The sequence below is a fragment of the Roseomonas gilardii genome, assembly GCF_001941945.1.
Classification (GTDB): Bacteria; Pseudomonadota; Alphaproteobacteria; order Acetobacterales; family Acetobacteraceae; genus Roseomonas.
This window is the reverse complement of the sequence record NZ_CP015585.1, coordinates 20,332-36,745: the sequence shown is the minus strand read 5'-3', so window position 1 is coordinate 36,745 and position 16,414 is coordinate 20,332. Positions and strand designations below refer to the sequence as shown.

The following is a 16,414-nucleotide window of genomic DNA, read 5'->3' as shown; positions in this document are numbered from 1 at the left end:
GAGCGGCTTCCCGACCTGTTCGGAAGGACCACGCTGTGCAGTCTCCTGGTACCACCGCCATCTTCGGCTCTTACGTCCTCTCCGAGCAGGAGGGGAAGCCCGTCGTCCTGCGTGACCGATGGGTGCTCACGGAAGGGCGCGGCATCGCCGCCATCACGGAGAGCCGGCCCGACGGGGCCGGGACAGTGCTGGACGCCCCGGGCCGCTTCGTCCTGCCCGGGCTGCTGAACCTGCACAACCACTGCTTCAGCGAAGCCGTGGCGCGCACCCATACCGAGGATGGGGCCGGGCGGAAGAACAACCAGAGCATTGTCTATACGGTGTTGCTGCCGCTGACGAAGCGCGGCATCGAGATCCTGTCGCGGGAGGAGCGCCTGGCCATCGCACGGCTGGGGATCCTGCAGCTCCTGAGCGGTGGTGCCACCACGGTGATGGAGCCCTTCCGCAACGGCATCCCGGAGATGTTCGACGCGGCGGAGGAGATGGGCATCCGCTTCTACGGCGCGCCCTATCTCTTCTCCACGGCGGATGCGAAGGCGGGACAGGACGGGCAGGTCACCTATGCCGGCGATGACGGCGCTGCGGACCTCGCCCGCTGGAACGAACTCCACACCACCTGGGAAGGGCGGGATTCCGGCCGCATCCGGCTGGCGATGAGCCCGCATGCCACGGATACTTGCGGCCCGGACCTGCTGCGCACCCTGGCGGCGCGGGCGCGGGAACTCGGCGTGCCCATCACCACCCATCTGGCGCAGAGCAGGGGCGAGGTCGCCACCATCCGGTCGCGCTATGACCGGACACCGGCGGAGTATCTCGACTGGCTCGGCCTGCTCGCGCCCGACCTCCTGGCCGCGCATTGCGTGGACAGCACGGATGACGACCTTCGCCTGATGGCGTCGCGCGGTGCCACGGTCCTGAACTGCCCGCGGGTCTTCGCTCGCGCCGGGACCACGGCGGCCTTCGGACGCTTCGCCGGCCATGGCGTGCGGACGCTGATTGGGACCGACGGCTACAACATGGACCTGCTGGGGGAGATGAACGCCGCGGCCATGATCTCTAAGATCGTTTCGGGCAAGGCCGAAACCGCCGCATCCGGCGAGATCATCGCCGCGGTCACCACCGGGGCCGCCGCGGCGATCACGCGGCCGGATCTCGGACGCATCTGCCCGGGTGCCACTGCTGACCTGACTGTGATCGACCTCAGCCATCCGCATCTCCAGCCGCTCCACGACCCCCGGCGTGCTCTCGTCTGGCTCGCCAACCGTGGCAATGTGGATGCGGTGATGGTCGATGGGCGCCTGCTCCTCCAGGGCGGCCGCTACCTGCATGGCGATCCGGCGGCGATCACGGAGGCCGGAGTGGCGGCGATCCGGCGGATCTGGGATCTCCCCGAGGCGCGGGCGGCCTTCGAAGGCTGACCCCGCGCCAGACGACTCGTCTTGCAGGAAAGACCCCAGCATGTCCCGCATCCTGGTGATCAACCCGAATAGTTCCGCGAGCTGCACCGACACGATCCGGGATTCGGTGCAATCCCTGGCCCTGACACATGGTCCGCGGCTGGAGGTGACCGGCCTGCCGGAGGGGCCGCCAGCCATCGCGACCTGGCGCGACTGGCACGCCGTGGCCGAGCCGCTCTGCCGTCTCGTGGAGGCAGAGCCGGCCGAGGCCTATGTCATCGCCTGCGTCTCAGACCCGGCCATCGACCTGCTCCGCAACGTGACCCCGCGGCCGGTCCTCGGCGCGCTGCGTTCCGGCATCGCCGCCGCAATGGCGCGGGGCGAGCGTTTCGGCATCGTCGCCTTCGTCGAGGCGAGCGTGCAGCGTCAGCGCCGCGTGTTGCAGGCCATGGGCCTGGAGGCGCGCTGCGTCGCCAGCCTGCCGCTGAACCTGCCCATGGAGGTCCTGACGGGCACGGAAGGACCCCGGCCCCGCCTGCTCGAACTCGGGCAGGCGCTGAAGGTGCGGGGGGCGGACAGCGTGATCCTTGGCTGCGCCGGCATGGCCGGGCACCGGCGCTTCCTGGAGGATGCGCTAGGCTTGCCGGTGATCGAGCCCTGCCAAGCGGCCGTGGCGCAGGCTCTGCTCGTTACGCTGACATAGATGGAGTGACCTTAAGATTGTTGCGATGTGAGTGCCGTGCCCAATCTGACCGAGTGCTGCAGATGTACTTCCCACCCTCCAACGCCGTGCTCACCAACATCGCACGCAGCTGATCCTGCGCGCGCGGAAACGCAAAAAGCCCCCGGCCGCGATGGCCGGGGGCTTTGCGTTGCTGGTGGGAGCCAGCGTCAGGACGGGGCGTCCGCGGGCCGGGCCCGGGATCGGTCCCGCCCGGCGAGCACCGCGCCCTGGAAGGCGCGGAACTGGTGGATGCGAGAGAAGCGCGCGAGATAGCCGCCATGGGTCATCTCGCGGTGGCAGGGCCGGCAGACGAGCCTGCCATGCTCGGGCCGGTTCAGCCCACGGTGGAAGGCGTGGTCGAACTCGGTCCCCTCCAGCGGTGCGCCCGCCGCGTCGAGGACGGGCTCGTGGCCGCAGCAGGGGCAACGGCCCCGGTAGGGTGCCTGGCGCAGGGCCGTGACGATGAGGTCGCGGCTGCGAACCGAGAAGTCCCGGCGCCTGCCGAGCAGGAGGTCCTGCGCGGAGAGCTGGAGGAACATCAGGTCGGCCATGTGGCGCTCGAGGACATCGAGGCGCCGGTGCAGGCGCTCGAACTCCGCCGCCCCCGGAAGGGCGGCATCGCTGGCCTCCGCCACCGTGGGCAGGAGCTGTGCGGTGAAGTGCCAGAAGAGCCGGGCCCGCCGGCGCTCGGCCTCGTGGTCGGGAACGTCGGTGCTGAAGAGCATCGTGGTGTCCTGGAGGATGGTTTCGGCCTTGCTCAAGGGCCGCGACGGTCGGCTTGGGAGCTACCGAGACCGGCCAGGGACACGGGACGAGAGGGGAAAGAGGGGGCGCGATGGTGTGGCGCCCCCCCGCCGGTGATCACCGGAGAGCCGCGAAGGCAGATCGGGAGAAGGCGTGGTGAAGCCGGGAGGAGAGAAGGGAAGCGGAAGGGGAAGAAGGAAGAGGATCCGCCGCGCAGCCCCGGGGAGGGCAGCGCCGGGCGGCCCATTCCGGTCATCGGGCTGCCACCGCTGGCAGGGCAGGAGGTTCGCAGAAGACGGCCGGCTCAGTGCCGGATGCGCGGTCCAGGACCGGCGCGCTGCCAGGAGGCGCGCGCATCGGTCCGCCAGGATGAGGATGGGATGGGGAGGTGGGGGGCGACAGGCGCCCGGAAGGCGGAGAGCAACGAACAGGCTCCCGGCTTCACCTCCACTCATATGGGAAGTGGGGCCTGCACTTTCAATGGCAAATCGGAATGAAATGCGGAGGCTTCTCTGGCAAAGTGCGGATTGCCGCATCCGAGCCGTGCGCCGGCCTGTTGCGATGCAGCAAAGACGACCTACCTCAGTGTCGTAGCGGGCGTCAGGCGATGACGGTGCTCTCCCTCACCGGAGCCGGCGCCCCGCCCTCCCGGCGGGCCGAGGCCGGGGCCGGCAAAGCGGGACGAGGCCATGCGCCTCGCCCGCTTTCCGTGCCGGCCGTGACGAAAGGCGCTTGTCAGCGCTTCGCAGGCGGTTGCTCTGTCTTCCGACGGGATGGTGGTTCTTCCAGCAACCCGGTGACGGAGACCTCCAGCGCCTGCGCCAGGCGCAGCAGCACCAGCAAGGTGGGGTTGCGCAGGCCGCGCTCGATGCCGCTGACATAGGTCCGGTCCAGCCCCACCCGGCCCGCGAAGTCCTCCTAGCTGAGGCCGAGCGCCACCCGCAGGGCGTTCACCCGCTCGCCCAGCGCCACGCGCGGATCCCGCCAACAACCGGCTTCGTAACCCGGACGAGAGCACACGTACCCTCGATCGGAGCATCCCGGTTCAAGCTGGTTGGTCGGGTTGCGGCTATCCATGCGCGGCGCGTGGACCCTGCCCGACGGTGGTGGGCAGGGCGGCAGCACCATTCGAAAAAGAGGAGCAGTGCATGAGCCGCAGGGTAGCCGACGTAGTTGTCAAGGTTCTGGCCGAGGCGGGGGCCGCCCGCTGCTACGGCGTGCCGGGCGACACGCTGAACTACTTCACAGATGCCGTGCGTCGCTCCTCCATCCGCTGGGTCCATGTGCGCCACGAGGAGGCGGGCGCCATGGCCGCCGGCGCCGACGCACTCCTCACCGGGGAACTCGCGCTTTGTGCTGGCTCCTGCGGGCCGGGCAGCCTGCACTTCATCAACGGCCTGTGGGAGAGCCACCGCAACCGCGCGCCCGTGGTCCTCGTGGCCAGCCAGATCAGCCGGGACGAGCAGGGCTTCGACTTTCCGCAGGAGGTGGACTTCAAGAGCGTCTACGCCAAGGGCACCGTGTTCTGCGAGGAGATTCGAACGCCTGCCCATGCCGCGCGGATGACCGCCATGGCGGCGCAAGCCGCGCTTTCTCGCCGGGGTGTCGCTGTGCTGATCGTGCCGGTGGACGTGTTTCAAGCCACGGCCCCAGAGGAACCACCCTTCCGCGCGCACCGGGTCGAGCCCGTCTCCCGCCCCGCTGAGGGCGAGTTGGACCGGATAGCCGAGACGCTGAACGCAGGGAAGCGGGTCGTGATCTACGGCGGCTCCGGCTGTGAGCGCGCGCATGACCAAGTGATCGCCCTGGCGGAGCGCCTGCAGGCGCCGGTAGCCCGCACATCCCGCGCCAAGGACTTCCTCGAGCCGGAGAACCCTTTCGACGTCGGTATGACCGGCGTGTTCGGCCACCGCGGCGGCTACAGCGCGATCAAGGAGTGCGACACGCTGCTGCTCCTCGGCTGTGACTTCGCGTGGCGGCAGTTTTACCCGGAACAGGCAAAGATCATCCAGATCGACATCGATGCAACCCATCTTGGCCGCCGGCATCCCGTGGACATCGGCGTCGTGGGCGACATCGCGCCCACACTGGAGGCGCTGCTGCCCCGCATCCAGGCCTGCCACGATCGCGCCTTCCTCGACAAGGCGCTCTCGGAGGCCCGCAGCGCGAAGGTAAAGCTCGAGCGGCGAGCAGTGCCGGGCAGCGGGGCGATCCATCCGCAATTCCTGGTGGAGACCGTCTCGAAGCACGCCACCCCGGACGCGGTGTACACCGCCGACGGTGGTTCCCCCATGGTGTGGTGCCTGCGGCACATCCCGGCCACGAGCTTCAACCGGACCATCGTCAGCCTGAGCCACGGCACGATGGCGAATGCCATGCCCCAGGCGGGCATTGCCAAGTTGAGCGGCAGTAGCCGCAGAGAGCGAGCTGGGCGAAGCTGGCCGGATGACGCCTGACCCCGCCACCTACCCTGGCTACCGCTTTCCGGCGGAGATCATCAGCCACGCCGTCTGGCTGTATCACGCATTTGGCCTGAGCCTGCGGGATGTGGAACTGATCCTGGCAGAGCGGGGCATCACCGTCACGCACGAGAGCATCCGGAGCTGGTGCCGGAAGTTCGGTTCGGAGTTTGCGGCCAGGCTGCGGCGGCGCCGACCGAAGCCGGGCGACACCTGGCACCTGGATGAGGTGTTTCTACGCATCAATGGCGTGCTGCATTATCTCTGGCGCGCGGTGGACCAGCACGGCGTGGTGCTGGACATCCTTGTTCAGGATCGGCGGAACGGGGGTGCAGCCAAGCGGTTCTTCAAGCGCCTGCTCGCGAGCATGAGGTACAAGCCACAGCGGTTGGTCACAGACGGGTTGAAGAGCTACGGCGTGGCGCAGCGCGAGATCCTACCCGAGGTCCGGCATCGGAGCAGCCGCTATCTCAACAATCGGGCGGAGAACTCGCACCGGCCGACCCGGCGACGAGAACGGCAGATGCAGCGGTTCAAGTCGGCCGGGCAGGCTCAGCGGTTCCTCTCAGCCCACAGCATGATCTACGGCCATTTCCGTCCTCGCCGGCACTTGATGACGGCCGGTGAGTACCGGCGCGCTCGGGCCAAGGCCTTTCGGATCTGGCGGCAGGAAACCTGCGCCGAGGCAGCATCCTGATCCTGCCGCACCCTCAGTCACGCGGCCGAACTCGCCCCCTCGCTAAACAACTTGCCAATGCCCCGGCGAGACCGCGGGCGCCGGCGAGATCCGCTCGGGATATGGCCTGCTGCGCGGGCTGGCCGGCGCGATCCGGCAGGGACCGGCGCAGCAGAGCGGGCCGGTGGCCGACGCGCGAGGCTACCTCGATCCGGTGGCCACGGCGTTCCAGCTGGGCATCACGGAGTTCGAACTGGAAAGGCGCTGGAAGGAACGCCGGCGGCAGACCGCCCGGGTCGCGTGGGGCTGCTTCGCGGCGGGCTGGATCGCCCTGCTCATGTGGGTCTGGCAGATGGTGGCGATGCCGGCGGGCGGAGGCGGACGGTTCAGCGCGGCGGTGCAGTTCCTGCCCTTCTGCGCCGCCTTTTTCGTGCTGGCCTTCCGCAACGCCTGGGCGAACTGGCAGCTGAGGACGCGGCGGCTGGCCCCGGCCGGCGCCTATCTGCGCACGGCCGAGGGCTTCTGGCCGAGGGGCGGCTAGAAGGTGCCGGGGGGAGCGTAGACTGCGCCGCCCGCGGCCCCGGTTGCCCAGGGGGCGTGCTCGTAGTCGGGCCGGCCAGCCATGGCGCCACGTGGGTCGTTGGGTTTGACAATGGTGCCGTTGCGGTTGAGCACGGGCGGCGCCCATGTGGCGTTGACCGTGCCGGGCGCGGCAAAGGGATCGTAATTGGGGTTGCTGACAGGGGGCGCCGCCGGGGCATTGTAGCTGCTGGTGGTGCGGACGTTGCCGCTGCTGCAGGCCGCGAGGGAGAGGGCGACGAGGGCGGCGAGGAGGGCGGATCGGGAGGGGAGCATGGGGCCTGTCCTGGTTGTGGCCCCATGCTGCCCGGCTCCGGTGCGAACGGCCGGGGCTAGTCGGTCCCGTTCCTGAGCCGGGCCACCTCGGCGCGAAGCATCTCCACGTCTTCCAGCAGTCCGGAGTTTTCCGCTTCCAGGTCGACGACGCGATCCAGAAGCCGGAACTTGTTGTCCTGCAGCGCGCTGGCCTGGGTCCGCAAGGCTTCCCGCTCGCCCTCAACGGCCCGCGCATAGTCGCGCCACTGGTCGCGCTCCGTCACGACAGCGGCACCTTGCTCACGCAGACCCTGAATGGTCGCGTCGCGTGAGCGGACGGCTTCCTGCCACTCCGCGATCGCACGATCCACGCTTTCGGCTTCATAGGGGCGCCGTACAGGACGTGAGAAGCGCGACCGCAGGTATTTCCGGAGTCGAGCCTGGTCCTGCGCACTCTCTGCCGCCATCCTCCCCAGGAGGTAGCCCGCCGCACCACTGATTCCAGTATCATGATCGTCCATCTAGCCCTCCCTTCGAGAGGGCGAGATGTCGGTCGCGGCCCTCAGCGTGGAGTCCATTGTATCACCTGGGTTAGCACTCAGGCGAGTTTGGTCGGGACTATTGTGCGATGGATAGGTGACCGCGCCGCCAGAGGGCTCCTTGCCTAACGCTTGGGTAGCCGCACCCTCGATCCGCCTCAACGCCCCAGCAGCGCCAACCAGGGCCGCATCCCGGCTGAATCCGTCCATATCCACCCGGTTGGCCGGCAGGAAGCCGATCAGGCGCGGGATATGGTGGGGCACCAGGGAGATCATCCGGAAGGACATCAGCGCCAGGACGACGTGGGCGAGGACAAAGATGCAGAGCAGCACCACGACGCCCAGCACGTTGGTCACCACCCAGCCGTTGCCCAGCACGAAGCCCGCCGCCACACCGAAGCTCAGGCGCAGCAGCCACGACATGCTGGCGAAGATGAAGTAGCCGAGGAACAGCCCGAGCAGCATCAGCACCGGGCGGAACAGGACGTTGAACAGCAGCGAGTAGCCTTCCGTCGCGGTTCCATGGAGGCCCTCGCCACGCATGGTCATGTGCGCCAGCATCCATAGCGGCACGGCGATGACCGCCTCGCAGACCAGGATCAGCCAGCCCGCGACGCCTGCGACCCAAATCAGGAAGGGGATGAGGGGCAGGACGTAGGCGATGGTCAGCCCGGGGATCAGCAGGCCGGAGATCAACGCGAAGATCGCCGGGCCGAGGAACTCCAGCACCTTGCCCAGGCCGCTGAACCCGGCCGCCAGGACCCCACCCAGCACCGGCACGCCGCCGAGGGCGGTGCCGACGGCGTTCGAGCCTCCCACGCCGATGCCAGCCATCCCGAGCGCGCCCATGGCGGTCGCGACCATGGCGTGGCCGAGCTGCATCAGGCTGCCGAAGGGGTCGATCCAGACGCTGGTGCCGGGGTTGACGAAGTAGTTGGTGACGAGGGCAAGGATGCGTTCGCTCAGGCCCAGCGAGCGGAAGACCCGCTCGACCATGCCGGCGCCATCCTCCGCCGGCGAGGCGCCGGAGAACAGGCCCGATCCGCCGAACGGCGTGTTGGCCTGGTCGGTGGTGGCGACGTAGGCACTCACCCGCTCCATGAAGGCCTCGGCCGCCGCGGAGAGGGGTGCCACGTCGGCAGTCAGGGCGGGGCCAAGGCCGAGATAGGAGGGACGCTCAACGCGGGGCACGCCGCTCATCAGGGACAAGGTGGCGCCGTTGAGGCGGGAGAACTCCAGGTAGTAGGCGCCGGCGGCCGACCAGCCGAGCGCGCTCAGCCGGATCGAGGTGGCATCGGGCGTGGCGCCGCTGCCACGGGCATTCTGCAGCGCGCTGCGGATGCTACTCATGGCGCTGCTGGCGGCGGTGGTGAGCTGGCTGTTGTACTGGCTGGTGGCGGACATCAGCACGCTCATCAGGGGCTGCAGATCGGCCGCGCGGCGGTCGGCATAGAACTGCTGCGCGACACTCGCGACCTGCGGGCGGATGGTTCCGGTGAGGACGTTGGTGAGGATCTGGCGCTGCTTGTCGACCATGCCGACATCGACCCCGGCGACGGTGTTGGTGCCGCTGGCCTTGGCCAGGGTCACGGTGCCGCAGACCGGCGCGCCGGTCTCGTTGCCGCTGGACATCCGGTAGGCCCAGGTGTCGAAGCCAGGGACGTTGCCGACCCCGCCCGAGGAGATCGGGCCCGGCGCCGGCACGAGGTTGGCGTTGTTGGCGGCGGCGTTGACCAGGGCCCGGCAGAGCTCGTTGCGGATCAACCCCGCCACGATGGTCCGGCTGCCGGGGACGATAGGGTCGGCGATGACGCGGGCATCGGCACCGATGGCCGTCACCGCGGAGGTGTAGACCGTTTTGGCCATGCCGATGCCCCACATCGAGGCCTGCACCACGGCCGCCTGCCCGGTCGAGAAGCCGTTGGCCAGCGGAAACATGAAGATCGCAGCGGCACCGAGACGGAGGGCGGCCATGCCGCTCATGCCGTCGGTGAGCAGGCGCGACGTCTCCGCGCCGCGCCAGATCTGCATGATCATGGAGTAGACGAGATAGAACATGGCGATGGCTGCCACGAAGCCGGTGAGGGAGCGGACCAGGGTGCCGATCACCGTGGCGGCGTTGCCGGTGCTGACCGTGCCGGTCGAGCCGTCGATCGGGAAGACCGAGCGGATCACGGTCGCGGCCCAGTCGTCGCCGGGATCGAGGGCGGACCAGCTGAGGTTCACGCCCGTTCCCTGGGCCAGTGCCGGGCCTGCCAGGAGCAGGGCCGGCACCAGGGTCGCCAGGGCCATCAGGGTTCTACGGCGCATCGTGTCCTCGCGGCGGGGGGGTTGGTCCGCGAGGATGCACGCCGCCGATGCGAACAGGCCTACGGTCCAGGCGAGGGAGAGGAGGAGGCCGCGGCGCCTGGGCGCTGCTCCTGCTGGAAGACGTTGCGAATGCCATCGACGGCCCGGCGGACGAGGTCCGCGACCTTCTGGCCGAGTTCGTCCACCACGCTCTTGCCCTCCTGGCGCGAGGGCAGGTGCGAGGCCGCCTCGCCGATGGCGGCGTCGAGCCGCTCGAAGCGCCCGGCCAGCGTCGCCGGCTCGGAGCGCTTCAGGACGACCGCGTCGGCCGCCTGGCGATCGCTGCCATACTGCCGCACCGCCGAGGCGGCTGCGTCGTAGGCGGCGGCAACGCCCTTCTCCTGGACAAGAGCGTTGTTGAACTGCGAGCGCAGCTCGGCGTGCCGGCCGCCTTCGCGCATCTCGGACAGGACGCCCTCGACGCCACGGGGGTCGCTACGTGCCGCCTCGTTGATGCGGGCCATCACCGCCGCGCCGGCACCCTGGGCAAAGCCGCGCAGCGCCTCGATGGCACGCTGCCCCGAGGCTTCGGCCGCCTCCAGCGCCTTGTTGTCAGCCCGGTTGCCGAGATAGCTGGCGAGACGCTCGCCGAGGGGTGTCGGCGGTGGTTCCCAGGGCGGGCTTGTCGGGCGCGGCGGGATCATGGCGGCGACCACACGCTCGACCGGGCTCGCCGGCACGGCCGTCGCCAGTTGGGCTGCCGGCGCTGCCTGGGCGGCCGTTGCCGGCTGGGCCGCTGGAGCGGGCTGGACCGCTTCGGACTGGCGTGCCTGGCGCGCGCCTTCGCCAGGGGAGGCGCTGGCCTGGACCCTTTCCTCGGGCGAGGAGCCACGCGTGGCCTCTGGCGCCCCGCCGCCTGCGGGCGCCGGGGAGGTCGGGGCGGGCGTTGCCGTGGCGAAATCGGGCTGTGCATGCCGGGCCGTGGGGCCGCCGAAGCCCGGCGAGACGGCCATGACGCGTCGCTCCAAGGTCTCCACCTTGTCCAGAACGTCCGGACGGTGCTGATCGCCGCCCTCCTTTCCGGTGGCGACGGCCAGGGAGCGGATCGAATGGACCAGCGAGCGATCCCGCAGGTCCGGCACTTCCCGCAGAAGGTCGTGGATGCGCTCGTTGGCGAGGCCGGGCGCCGTGCCGGCGAGGTGGCCCAGCTCGGCGCGCAGGTTGTCCGGCACGCCGGCGACGGGACCCGCCAGCCGGGTGAAATCCTGGTAGACATAGGCCGCCCGGGTGAGCAGCGCAGCATCGCGGGGGGTGTCGGACTGGTGCAGCAGGCGTGTGACCTCGTTGATTTGCTGGCTGAGCTTCGGATCGTGGCCGGCCAGGACGCCCCGCGCCTCGTTCATCCGGTCGAAGACCTCGCGGAGCGGGTCGGGGCCGCGTTGGGTCGCGCGCGGCGGCTCGTTCAGGGTGGCGGACATGCCTGTGGCTCCTCAGTTGGTCGCGAAGGAGGGGGAGGGGACGGGGACGATGCCGGGGAAGCCGCGTTCGGTGGCGACCGCGAGGTTGGCGGCGCCGACGGCCGCGATCTGCTGGCCGACCCGCAGGTTCTGCAGGGCGAGGTAGTTGGAGAGGGCGAGCTGGGCGGCGATCTCGCGGGAGACGGCCGCGGGCGGCATGGCCTGCAGCGACGACGCCCAGCCGGTGTCGGAGAAGCGCCGTTCCACCTCCAGGGAGAGGACCTGCATCCAAGAGCTGGCATCGGGCGGCGTGCCGCCGCGCGCGGTAATCAGCGCGCGCTGGGCCTCGTTCAGCGTCACGGCCGGCGCATTCATGGCAATCTGCGTGGTGAAGACCGAGCGGGCCAGGGACATGCGGGCGTCGTAGGCACGGCGCAGGGCGGAGGCATTCTGCCCCTCGACGGAGCTCAGATGGTCGCCGCGCAGGGCGGCGGGTACGACGGGCTGCACGACGTTGGTGGCATAGTCATTGGCCGCGTTCACCGCGTCGACGTCGGTATAGACCTCCTGGTTGAAGGTGGCGGCGCGCACGTCGGCGTTGGGCCGGACCGACATGGTGCAGAGGCTCGCGGCGGCCTCGTCGGCGGTGCAGTAACGGGCGAGGTGGAGCGCGTTGCTGGAGGTCATGGATTGGGCCTGCCCGTACCAGGCGGCCGTGCCCTGGGCGCCCTCGCCGCGCGCATCCATGACGGTGTTGATGGCGGTGGCGATCCGGTCGCCCTGAATGCGCGAGACGGTGGTCGCCTGGCCGCTGTCCAGCGCGAGGCAGGCCTGCGGCGAGGGGGTGTGCTCGTCGCGGATCTCGGCGTTGCGGCGATCCCGCATCACCCGGGCGTTAGCGGTGTTGGAAGCGTCGGCGATCTGTCCGACGGCACTGATCTGCGCGCGCTGGTAGTTGGAGATCTGCGTGAAGCCGTCGCCGAGCTTGGTGTCCAGCAAGCCGCCCATGCTGGTGACGCGGTCGCCGATCAGGTTTCCGATGTTGGTAATGTTGTCATAGACGCGGTTCATCGCGTTGTTGAGGACCTGCTGCGTCTGGGTCAGCAGGACATGGGTGATGGCATCGAAGGTCGGCCATTCGGCATGCGCCGGCCTTGGCGTGAGGGCGGACATGCCACCGCCGAGGGCGGCGGCGATGACGACCGTCCGGGAGAGGTTTCGCATGGGATCGCTCCTCATCGCCTATTGTGCTGGCAGGGTGTAGCCGGTGGGTGCCAGCGGTGAGCCGTTGACATAGAAGTTGCCGGAGGTGTTGTTCCCGGTGCCGAAGGTGCCGATCGGCGGACCGCCGCCGCCGAAGCTCAGGCGTGGGCACATCACGCCGCCGCCGAGGCCGCCGAATCCCAGGTTGAAGCCCGAGATCGTGAGGCCGCATTGCGCGGAGCCGAGGGCGGACTGCCAGGCCTGGCTCACGGTCGCGCAGATCTGGCCCTCGATGGCATCGAGCAGGCTGCCCGGGTCGAGCAGCGAGGCGATCACGTTCAGGCCGACGCCGCGGAAGAAGCTGTCGAGGCAGGTCAGGCTGCGGACGCTGGTGGGCTGTGGAATGGCGGCGTCGTCGGCCTGGACCCGGGCCTCGATGGCACCGGCGGCGGCCTGGGTGAGCGCGGCGCAACCCACAGAGCCGGTGGATTGCGCCTGGGCGAGGGAGGGGGCGTTGAGTGCCACGGCGAGCCCGAGGGCGGCGGCGAGCCTGACGCAGCGCATCACGCGGCCTCCTGGCGGATCTCGTCCAGCAGGGCGGTGAGGTGCTCCAGCCGCTCGGGCGCGAAGAGCCGGTCGAGCAATGTCTGGCGGTGCAAGGTTGCCAGCGTGGCCCGCAGGGCCAGTCCCGCCTCGGTGCTGTCATCGCGCAGCAGGGCATCCGGAAGCCCACCCTCCGGAGTGGTGCCAGCGGCATCGAGCCAGGTGAGCAGCCGCAGGAGGCGGGCGATGCCGAGTTGGGCGAGAACCTCGCGCAGGGGCGCCAGGTCTCCGGCCGCGAGCAGGCTCGCGGCAGCGGACGGGTCGGGGTAGCTGTCCAGCCTCTGGCCGAGGCCGATCAGCAGCGGTTCCACAGCCTCCGTCACCTCCATGGGGCGGATCAGCCCGCTTCCGAGGGCTGTCGTGGCCGGCTCCGCCAGCCTCAACCAGTCCAGTACGGCGTGTCGCTCAAGATCGGGCATCGGGCCCCTCCTCCAACTTGAGGGAAGGTGGCATCCGGTGATGCGAACAAAGCGCCATGCGTGTCATATCACCGCTGAAGCAGGCGGGCGGTCTGTTCTGTCACCTCGACGCGGAGTCCAAGGGGCCGTACCGCATCCTGAAGCGCCGTTCGCCAAGGCTTGCCGCCAACCCAGGAGACGGTCCTGTCACGCTCAACCCCCGGGCCAAAGGCCACCTGAAAGGCGCGCGGAACGATCTGCCTCACGGCAAAGGACAGGGGAATATCAGCACCATAGCCCTGTATGACCGCTTGATCCGGAAGCGGGCCACTTCTCACGCGCCGAGCGGGAGGATTTGGGGACGTGGCACGCGCAGGGGGCACCGCATCGGCGGAATCCCCCCGCGCGGACTGTGCCGGAGCGCCATTTGGCGTCATAAGACTGAAGTCGATGGGCAATGGGGTAGGGAACAGAAGGTGCGCCGCCAGGACGACGACGTAGGGATTGGGCATGGCTCACGATCTCCTGGCCGCATTGCTGGCAGGAGGCGATGCGAATGGCTCTTGGAAGGCGGACCCGGCATGATGGAGGGGCAACCGCGGTGAGCGGAAAGCGGCTACCGGCGAGCGTTCTCGCGGAATCGGAAGAGGACCGCCAGGAGCCGTCCATGTCCCGCAAGCGCCGGACTCCCAGGCGGGATCTCGATCCCCTGCTCGGGGAGATCGCTGTCATCGTGAAGCGGATCCGGACCTCCAAGCGGATGACGACGAGGGAGGTGGCGGATAAGGCGGAGGTCGAGGTCCAGACGATCTTTGGCGCGGAGGCCGGGCTTCAGAACCTTACCCTGACGACCTTCGCCAAGCTGGCCCGTGGCCTCGGCGTGCAGCCCGTAGAGCTTCTGCCCCCGCTCGAGCACCCGGCCGATGCCGTGGAGGTGCCGCCGAAAGCCTCCGCCGAGGCGCCCGCCGCTGCGGCAAAGCCGGCCGGGGAGCCCAGGCGCATGGAGGATCTCGACACCGTGCTGGAAGAAATCCATCGCCTGAGCCGGCTCGCTCTGGCCATGCGGACGCGCTCCATCATCTCCCACTAGATCCGATGCAGGCCACGAGGCCAGCATTCCACAGCCACGAGCCAGCGTGTCTTTCCAAACTGTAGATATGACGCGCCTGCTGGCATGGCTTGGCTACAGGTCGCTTTCCAGCCACACCACACTCCTCTCATTACGCAACAAGCGCAACATTTACATATGCTTATCTGACCGTGGCACGCCGGGCTATCCCGCGATGCGCCAATTACATAGCACACTTAAACATTGTTCATGTGATGAGGCAGGCCGTTGTTGGTTGTCACTATGATGTGACATATACCATATGGAGCGGTGCGAGGCGGCCTCAATGTCACTCACGAGTTCGGACCCCACACTGGAGACAGAGCGTCCAGCTGGGACAGATGCGGATTCGGCACATCTGGAATGGCACTACGACACAGTCCTGGCCGGGCTGGTGCGTAGGGGTCATGGTCTGCAAGCTCTCTGCCAGTACCTTCGCGCCGGTGAGGATTTCCTGTTGGAGCGCGTGGTCGTGCTGGGTCTGCCCACACCCCACTCCAGGCCAGTCCGGCGCAATGGCCACCCTCGCGCCTGGCGGGGCACGGACATGCTGCCGCTGATCGACTGCTGGCTGAGCGCGTGGGATGTCGGAAGCATCGCCGGGGCCTTCGAGCGCTCCAAGAATGGCTTGTACGCGCTGGTCCGCCGCCTGGGGTTGCCGAGCCGCAAGCGCGCCAACATCCGGCGACCTGCGGCGCGGGACATGGACCAGATCAGAGTGGCACGCGCGGCGCAGGCCCCTTCGGTCCCGGTGCCACGGCTGGCCGGGTCCGGCTGCCTGCCATCCCTCGTCTGTGCCGCGCGCCTTCCCAACGCCGCAGCCGCGGCACTTCCCGAACCTCAAGCCGGCCTGAAGCGCATCAAGGTGGTCACCACCTTCGACGGGCTGCCGGTCGCGGTCGACATCCGCATCAGCCGCAACCAGGTCGCCTGGACCCCCCGGCTCGAACTTCACGTTGCCAGTGCCCGGTGGGCCGGGCAGCATCCGCAGGCCATCGCCAACGACCTCGGCATCCCGTTCCGAGCCGTCGTTTCTCGCTTGGCGTTGATGCGAGTACCACCGCTGCCGCGGTCTCAGCTCGTGCGCCAGTACGATCCGGCCCTTGCCCGCGAGAGGGTGCGTGAGGCGGGTCTCGTTGTGCGTGAGTGCCGCATGCAGCCCGGCCGCCTCTTCTTCGGAGACCGCTTCACCTACATCGCACCCATGAGCAAGCGCACCACCACCTATCAGGAGATGCAGGCCGGCTACGGCGACTGAGCCGATCCTGCGGCACCATTCGCATCGGCAGGGTTGAGAGTTCCGTGCGCAGGACGGAGACCATGCCATGCAGAATGCCCGCGCGGCCGTGAGCAACAGGCTGAGCGATCCCGAGTTCCAGGGCCGCCTGGTGAACCGCCTCACGATGCTCTGCGTCGCCATGGCGACCGTCACCGTCGCGGCACTCGCTCACTCCTACTGGCTTCAGACACGCCCCAGCGAGACACGCTACTTCCTCGTCGATGGCCGTAATCCACCGCGGCCGATCCGGGCACTGGAAAGCCCGGTGGTGGATGACACGCAGCTGCTGGAATGGACGGTGCGCGCCGTCCTCGCAGCCTACAACGTCAACTATCACGACTATCCGACCCAGCTGAACACGGCCGGACGCCGCTTCTCGATCCAGGGCTGGAACAGCTTCGCGCAGAGCTACATGGCAGGCGGCAGCTTCGAGGCCATGAAGCGCGGCCGCATGGTGTGCTACGCCCAGGCGCAGCGTGCGGCCACCATCGCGGACACGCGGATCAGCAGTGGCCGGCTGACCTACAACATCCAGTTCCCGGTCATGCAGACCTGCGAGAATTCGCAGCAGACCAGCACGAACAATCTGGTGATCTCGGCGATGGTGGTTCGCACCAATGACGAGGATCGTCCGGACGGCCTGGTGATCGACCAGTTGGTCGCGATTGCCCGATGACCGGAACAGGAGCCCTCGCCGTGCAAGC

Annotated in this window: 16 protein-coding genes and 1 pseudogene; 8 read left to right on the top strand and 9 right to left on the bottom strand. The window is 68.9% G+C overall.

The genetic code is table 11. The annotated features are described in order from the left end of the window. Nucleotides 1–35: 35 nt before the first annotated feature. Nucleotides 36–1,418 (top strand): amidohydrolase family protein, encoded by a 1,383-nt coding sequence (locus tag RGI145_RS22825; RefSeq protein ID WP_075800853.1) that lies wholly within the window; start codon nucleotides 36–38, stop codon nucleotides 1,416–1,418. Nucleotides 1,419–1,458: 40 nt separating this feature from the next. Then, nucleotides 1,459–2,100: an aspartate/glutamate racemase family protein gene (locus RGI145_RS22820; protein WP_075800852.1), complete on the top strand. Its 642-nt coding sequence runs from the start codon at nucleotides 1,459–1,461 to the stop codon at nucleotides 2,098–2,100. A 188-nt stretch (nucleotides 2,101–2,288) separates the two neighbouring features. Here the strand turns inward: RGI145_RS22820 and RGI145_RS22815 are convergent, their stop codons facing one another. Continuing rightward, the gene (locus RGI145_RS22815) at nucleotides 2,289–2,882 is read right to left on the bottom strand and encodes a hypothetical protein (protein ID WP_075800851.1); all 594 of its coding nucleotides are present in this window, start codon (nucleotides 2,880–2,882) and stop codon (nucleotides 2,289–2,291) included. Between the two features lie 718 nt (nucleotides 2,883–3,600). Next, nucleotides 3,601–3,765 carry a helix-turn-helix domain-containing protein gene (locus tag RGI145_RS22810; protein ID WP_418314516.1) on the bottom strand — a complete coding sequence of 55 codons (165 nt, stop codon included), beginning with the start codon at nucleotides 3,763–3,765 and terminating at the stop codon, nucleotides 3,601–3,603. 248 nt (nucleotides 3,766–4,013) lie between these two features. Between RGI145_RS22810 and RGI145_RS22805 the strand changes: the two are divergent. From RGI145_RS22805 to RGI145_RS22795, 3 genes and pseudogenes are all read left to right on the top strand, one after another. After that, nucleotides 4,014–5,282, top strand: a pseudogene (locus RGI145_RS22805) (thiamine pyrophosphate-binding protein); the annotation flags it as partial. 28 nt (nucleotides 5,283–5,310) lie between these two features. Continuing rightward, nucleotides 5,311–6,021 (top strand): IS6 family transposase, encoded by a 711-nt coding sequence (locus tag RGI145_RS22800; protein ID WP_075800850.1) that lies wholly within the window; start codon nucleotides 5,311–5,313, stop codon nucleotides 6,019–6,021. A gap of 163 nt (nucleotides 6,022–6,184) precedes the next feature. Continuing rightward, the gene (locus tag RGI145_RS22795) at nucleotides 6,185–6,541 is read left to right on the top strand and encodes a hypothetical protein (RefSeq protein ID WP_075800849.1); all 357 of its coding nucleotides are present in this window, start codon (nucleotides 6,185–6,187) and stop codon (nucleotides 6,539–6,541) included. On the opposite strand, the gene RGI145_RS22790 is transcribed toward RGI145_RS22795, so the two are convergent. The 7 genes from RGI145_RS22790 to RGI145_RS22760 all read right to left on the bottom strand — a co-directional run bounded on the left by RGI145_RS22790 (nucleotide 6,538) and on the right by RGI145_RS22760 (nucleotide 13,386). Further along, nucleotides 6,538–6,855 carry a hypothetical protein gene (locus RGI145_RS22790; protein WP_075800848.1) on the bottom strand — a complete coding sequence of 106 codons (318 nt, stop codon included), beginning with the start codon at nucleotides 6,853–6,855 and terminating at the stop codon, nucleotides 6,538–6,540. The two genes, RGI145_RS22795 and RGI145_RS22790, sit on opposite strands and share 4 nt — an antisense overlap. Nucleotides 6,856–6,911: 56 nt before the next feature. Continuing rightward, nucleotides 6,912–7,205, bottom strand: a complete 294-nt coding sequence (locus tag RGI145_RS22785; RefSeq protein WP_156878755.1) for a hypothetical protein — start codon at nucleotides 7,203–7,205, stop codon at nucleotides 6,912–6,914. A gap of 150 nt (nucleotides 7,206–7,355) precedes the next feature. After that, nucleotides 7,356–9,683, bottom strand: coding sequence for a DotA/TraY family protein (locus RGI145_RS22780; RefSeq protein WP_075800846.1), 2,328 nt, complete (start codon nucleotides 9,681–9,683; stop codon nucleotides 7,356–7,358). A gap of 59 nt (nucleotides 9,684–9,742) precedes the next feature. After that, nucleotides 9,743–11,140: a hypothetical protein gene (locus RGI145_RS22775; protein ID WP_075800845.1), complete on the bottom strand. Its 1,398-nt coding sequence runs from the start codon at nucleotides 11,138–11,140 to the stop codon at nucleotides 9,743–9,745. 12 nt (nucleotides 11,141–11,152) lie between these two features. Beyond that, nucleotides 11,153–12,343 (bottom strand): hypothetical protein, encoded by a 1,191-nt coding sequence (locus RGI145_RS22770; protein WP_075800844.1) that lies wholly within the window; start codon nucleotides 12,341–12,343, stop codon nucleotides 11,153–11,155. A gap of 18 nt (nucleotides 12,344–12,361) precedes the next feature. Then, a complete protein-coding gene (locus RGI145_RS22765) occupies nucleotides 12,362–12,886 on the bottom strand; it encodes a hypothetical protein (RefSeq protein WP_075800843.1) in 525 nt (174 codons plus the stop codon). Beyond that, on the bottom strand, nucleotides 12,886–13,386 hold the full coding sequence (locus RGI145_RS22760; protein WP_418314518.1) for a type IVB secretion system protein IcmW: 501 nt from the start codon (nucleotides 13,384–13,386) through the stop codon (nucleotides 12,886–12,888). Before RGI145_RS22760 ends, RGI145_RS22765 begins: the two co-directional genes overlap by 1 nt. A gap of 604 nt (nucleotides 13,387–13,990) precedes the next feature. Between RGI145_RS22760 and RGI145_RS22750 the strand changes: the two genes are divergently transcribed. The 3 genes from RGI145_RS22750 (at nucleotide 13,991) to RGI145_RS22740 (ending at nucleotide 16,386) form a co-directional block, all read left to right on the top strand. Continuing rightward, entirely contained in the window at nucleotides 13,991–14,413 is a 423-nt protein-coding gene (locus tag RGI145_RS22750; RefSeq protein WP_075800841.1) for a helix-turn-helix domain-containing protein, read from the top strand. Nucleotides 14,414–14,978: 565 nt separating this feature from the next. Continuing rightward, nucleotides 14,979–15,689, top strand: coding sequence for a hypothetical protein (locus RGI145_RS22745; protein ID WP_075800840.1), 711 nt, complete (start codon nucleotides 14,979–14,981; stop codon nucleotides 15,687–15,689). 67 nt (nucleotides 15,690–15,756) lie between these two features. After that, a complete protein-coding gene (locus RGI145_RS22740; protein WP_019460417.1) occupies nucleotides 15,757–16,386 on the top strand; it encodes a DotI/IcmL/TraM family protein in 630 nt (209 codons plus the stop codon). The last annotated feature ends 28 nt before the right edge of the window (nucleotides 16,387–16,414 follow it).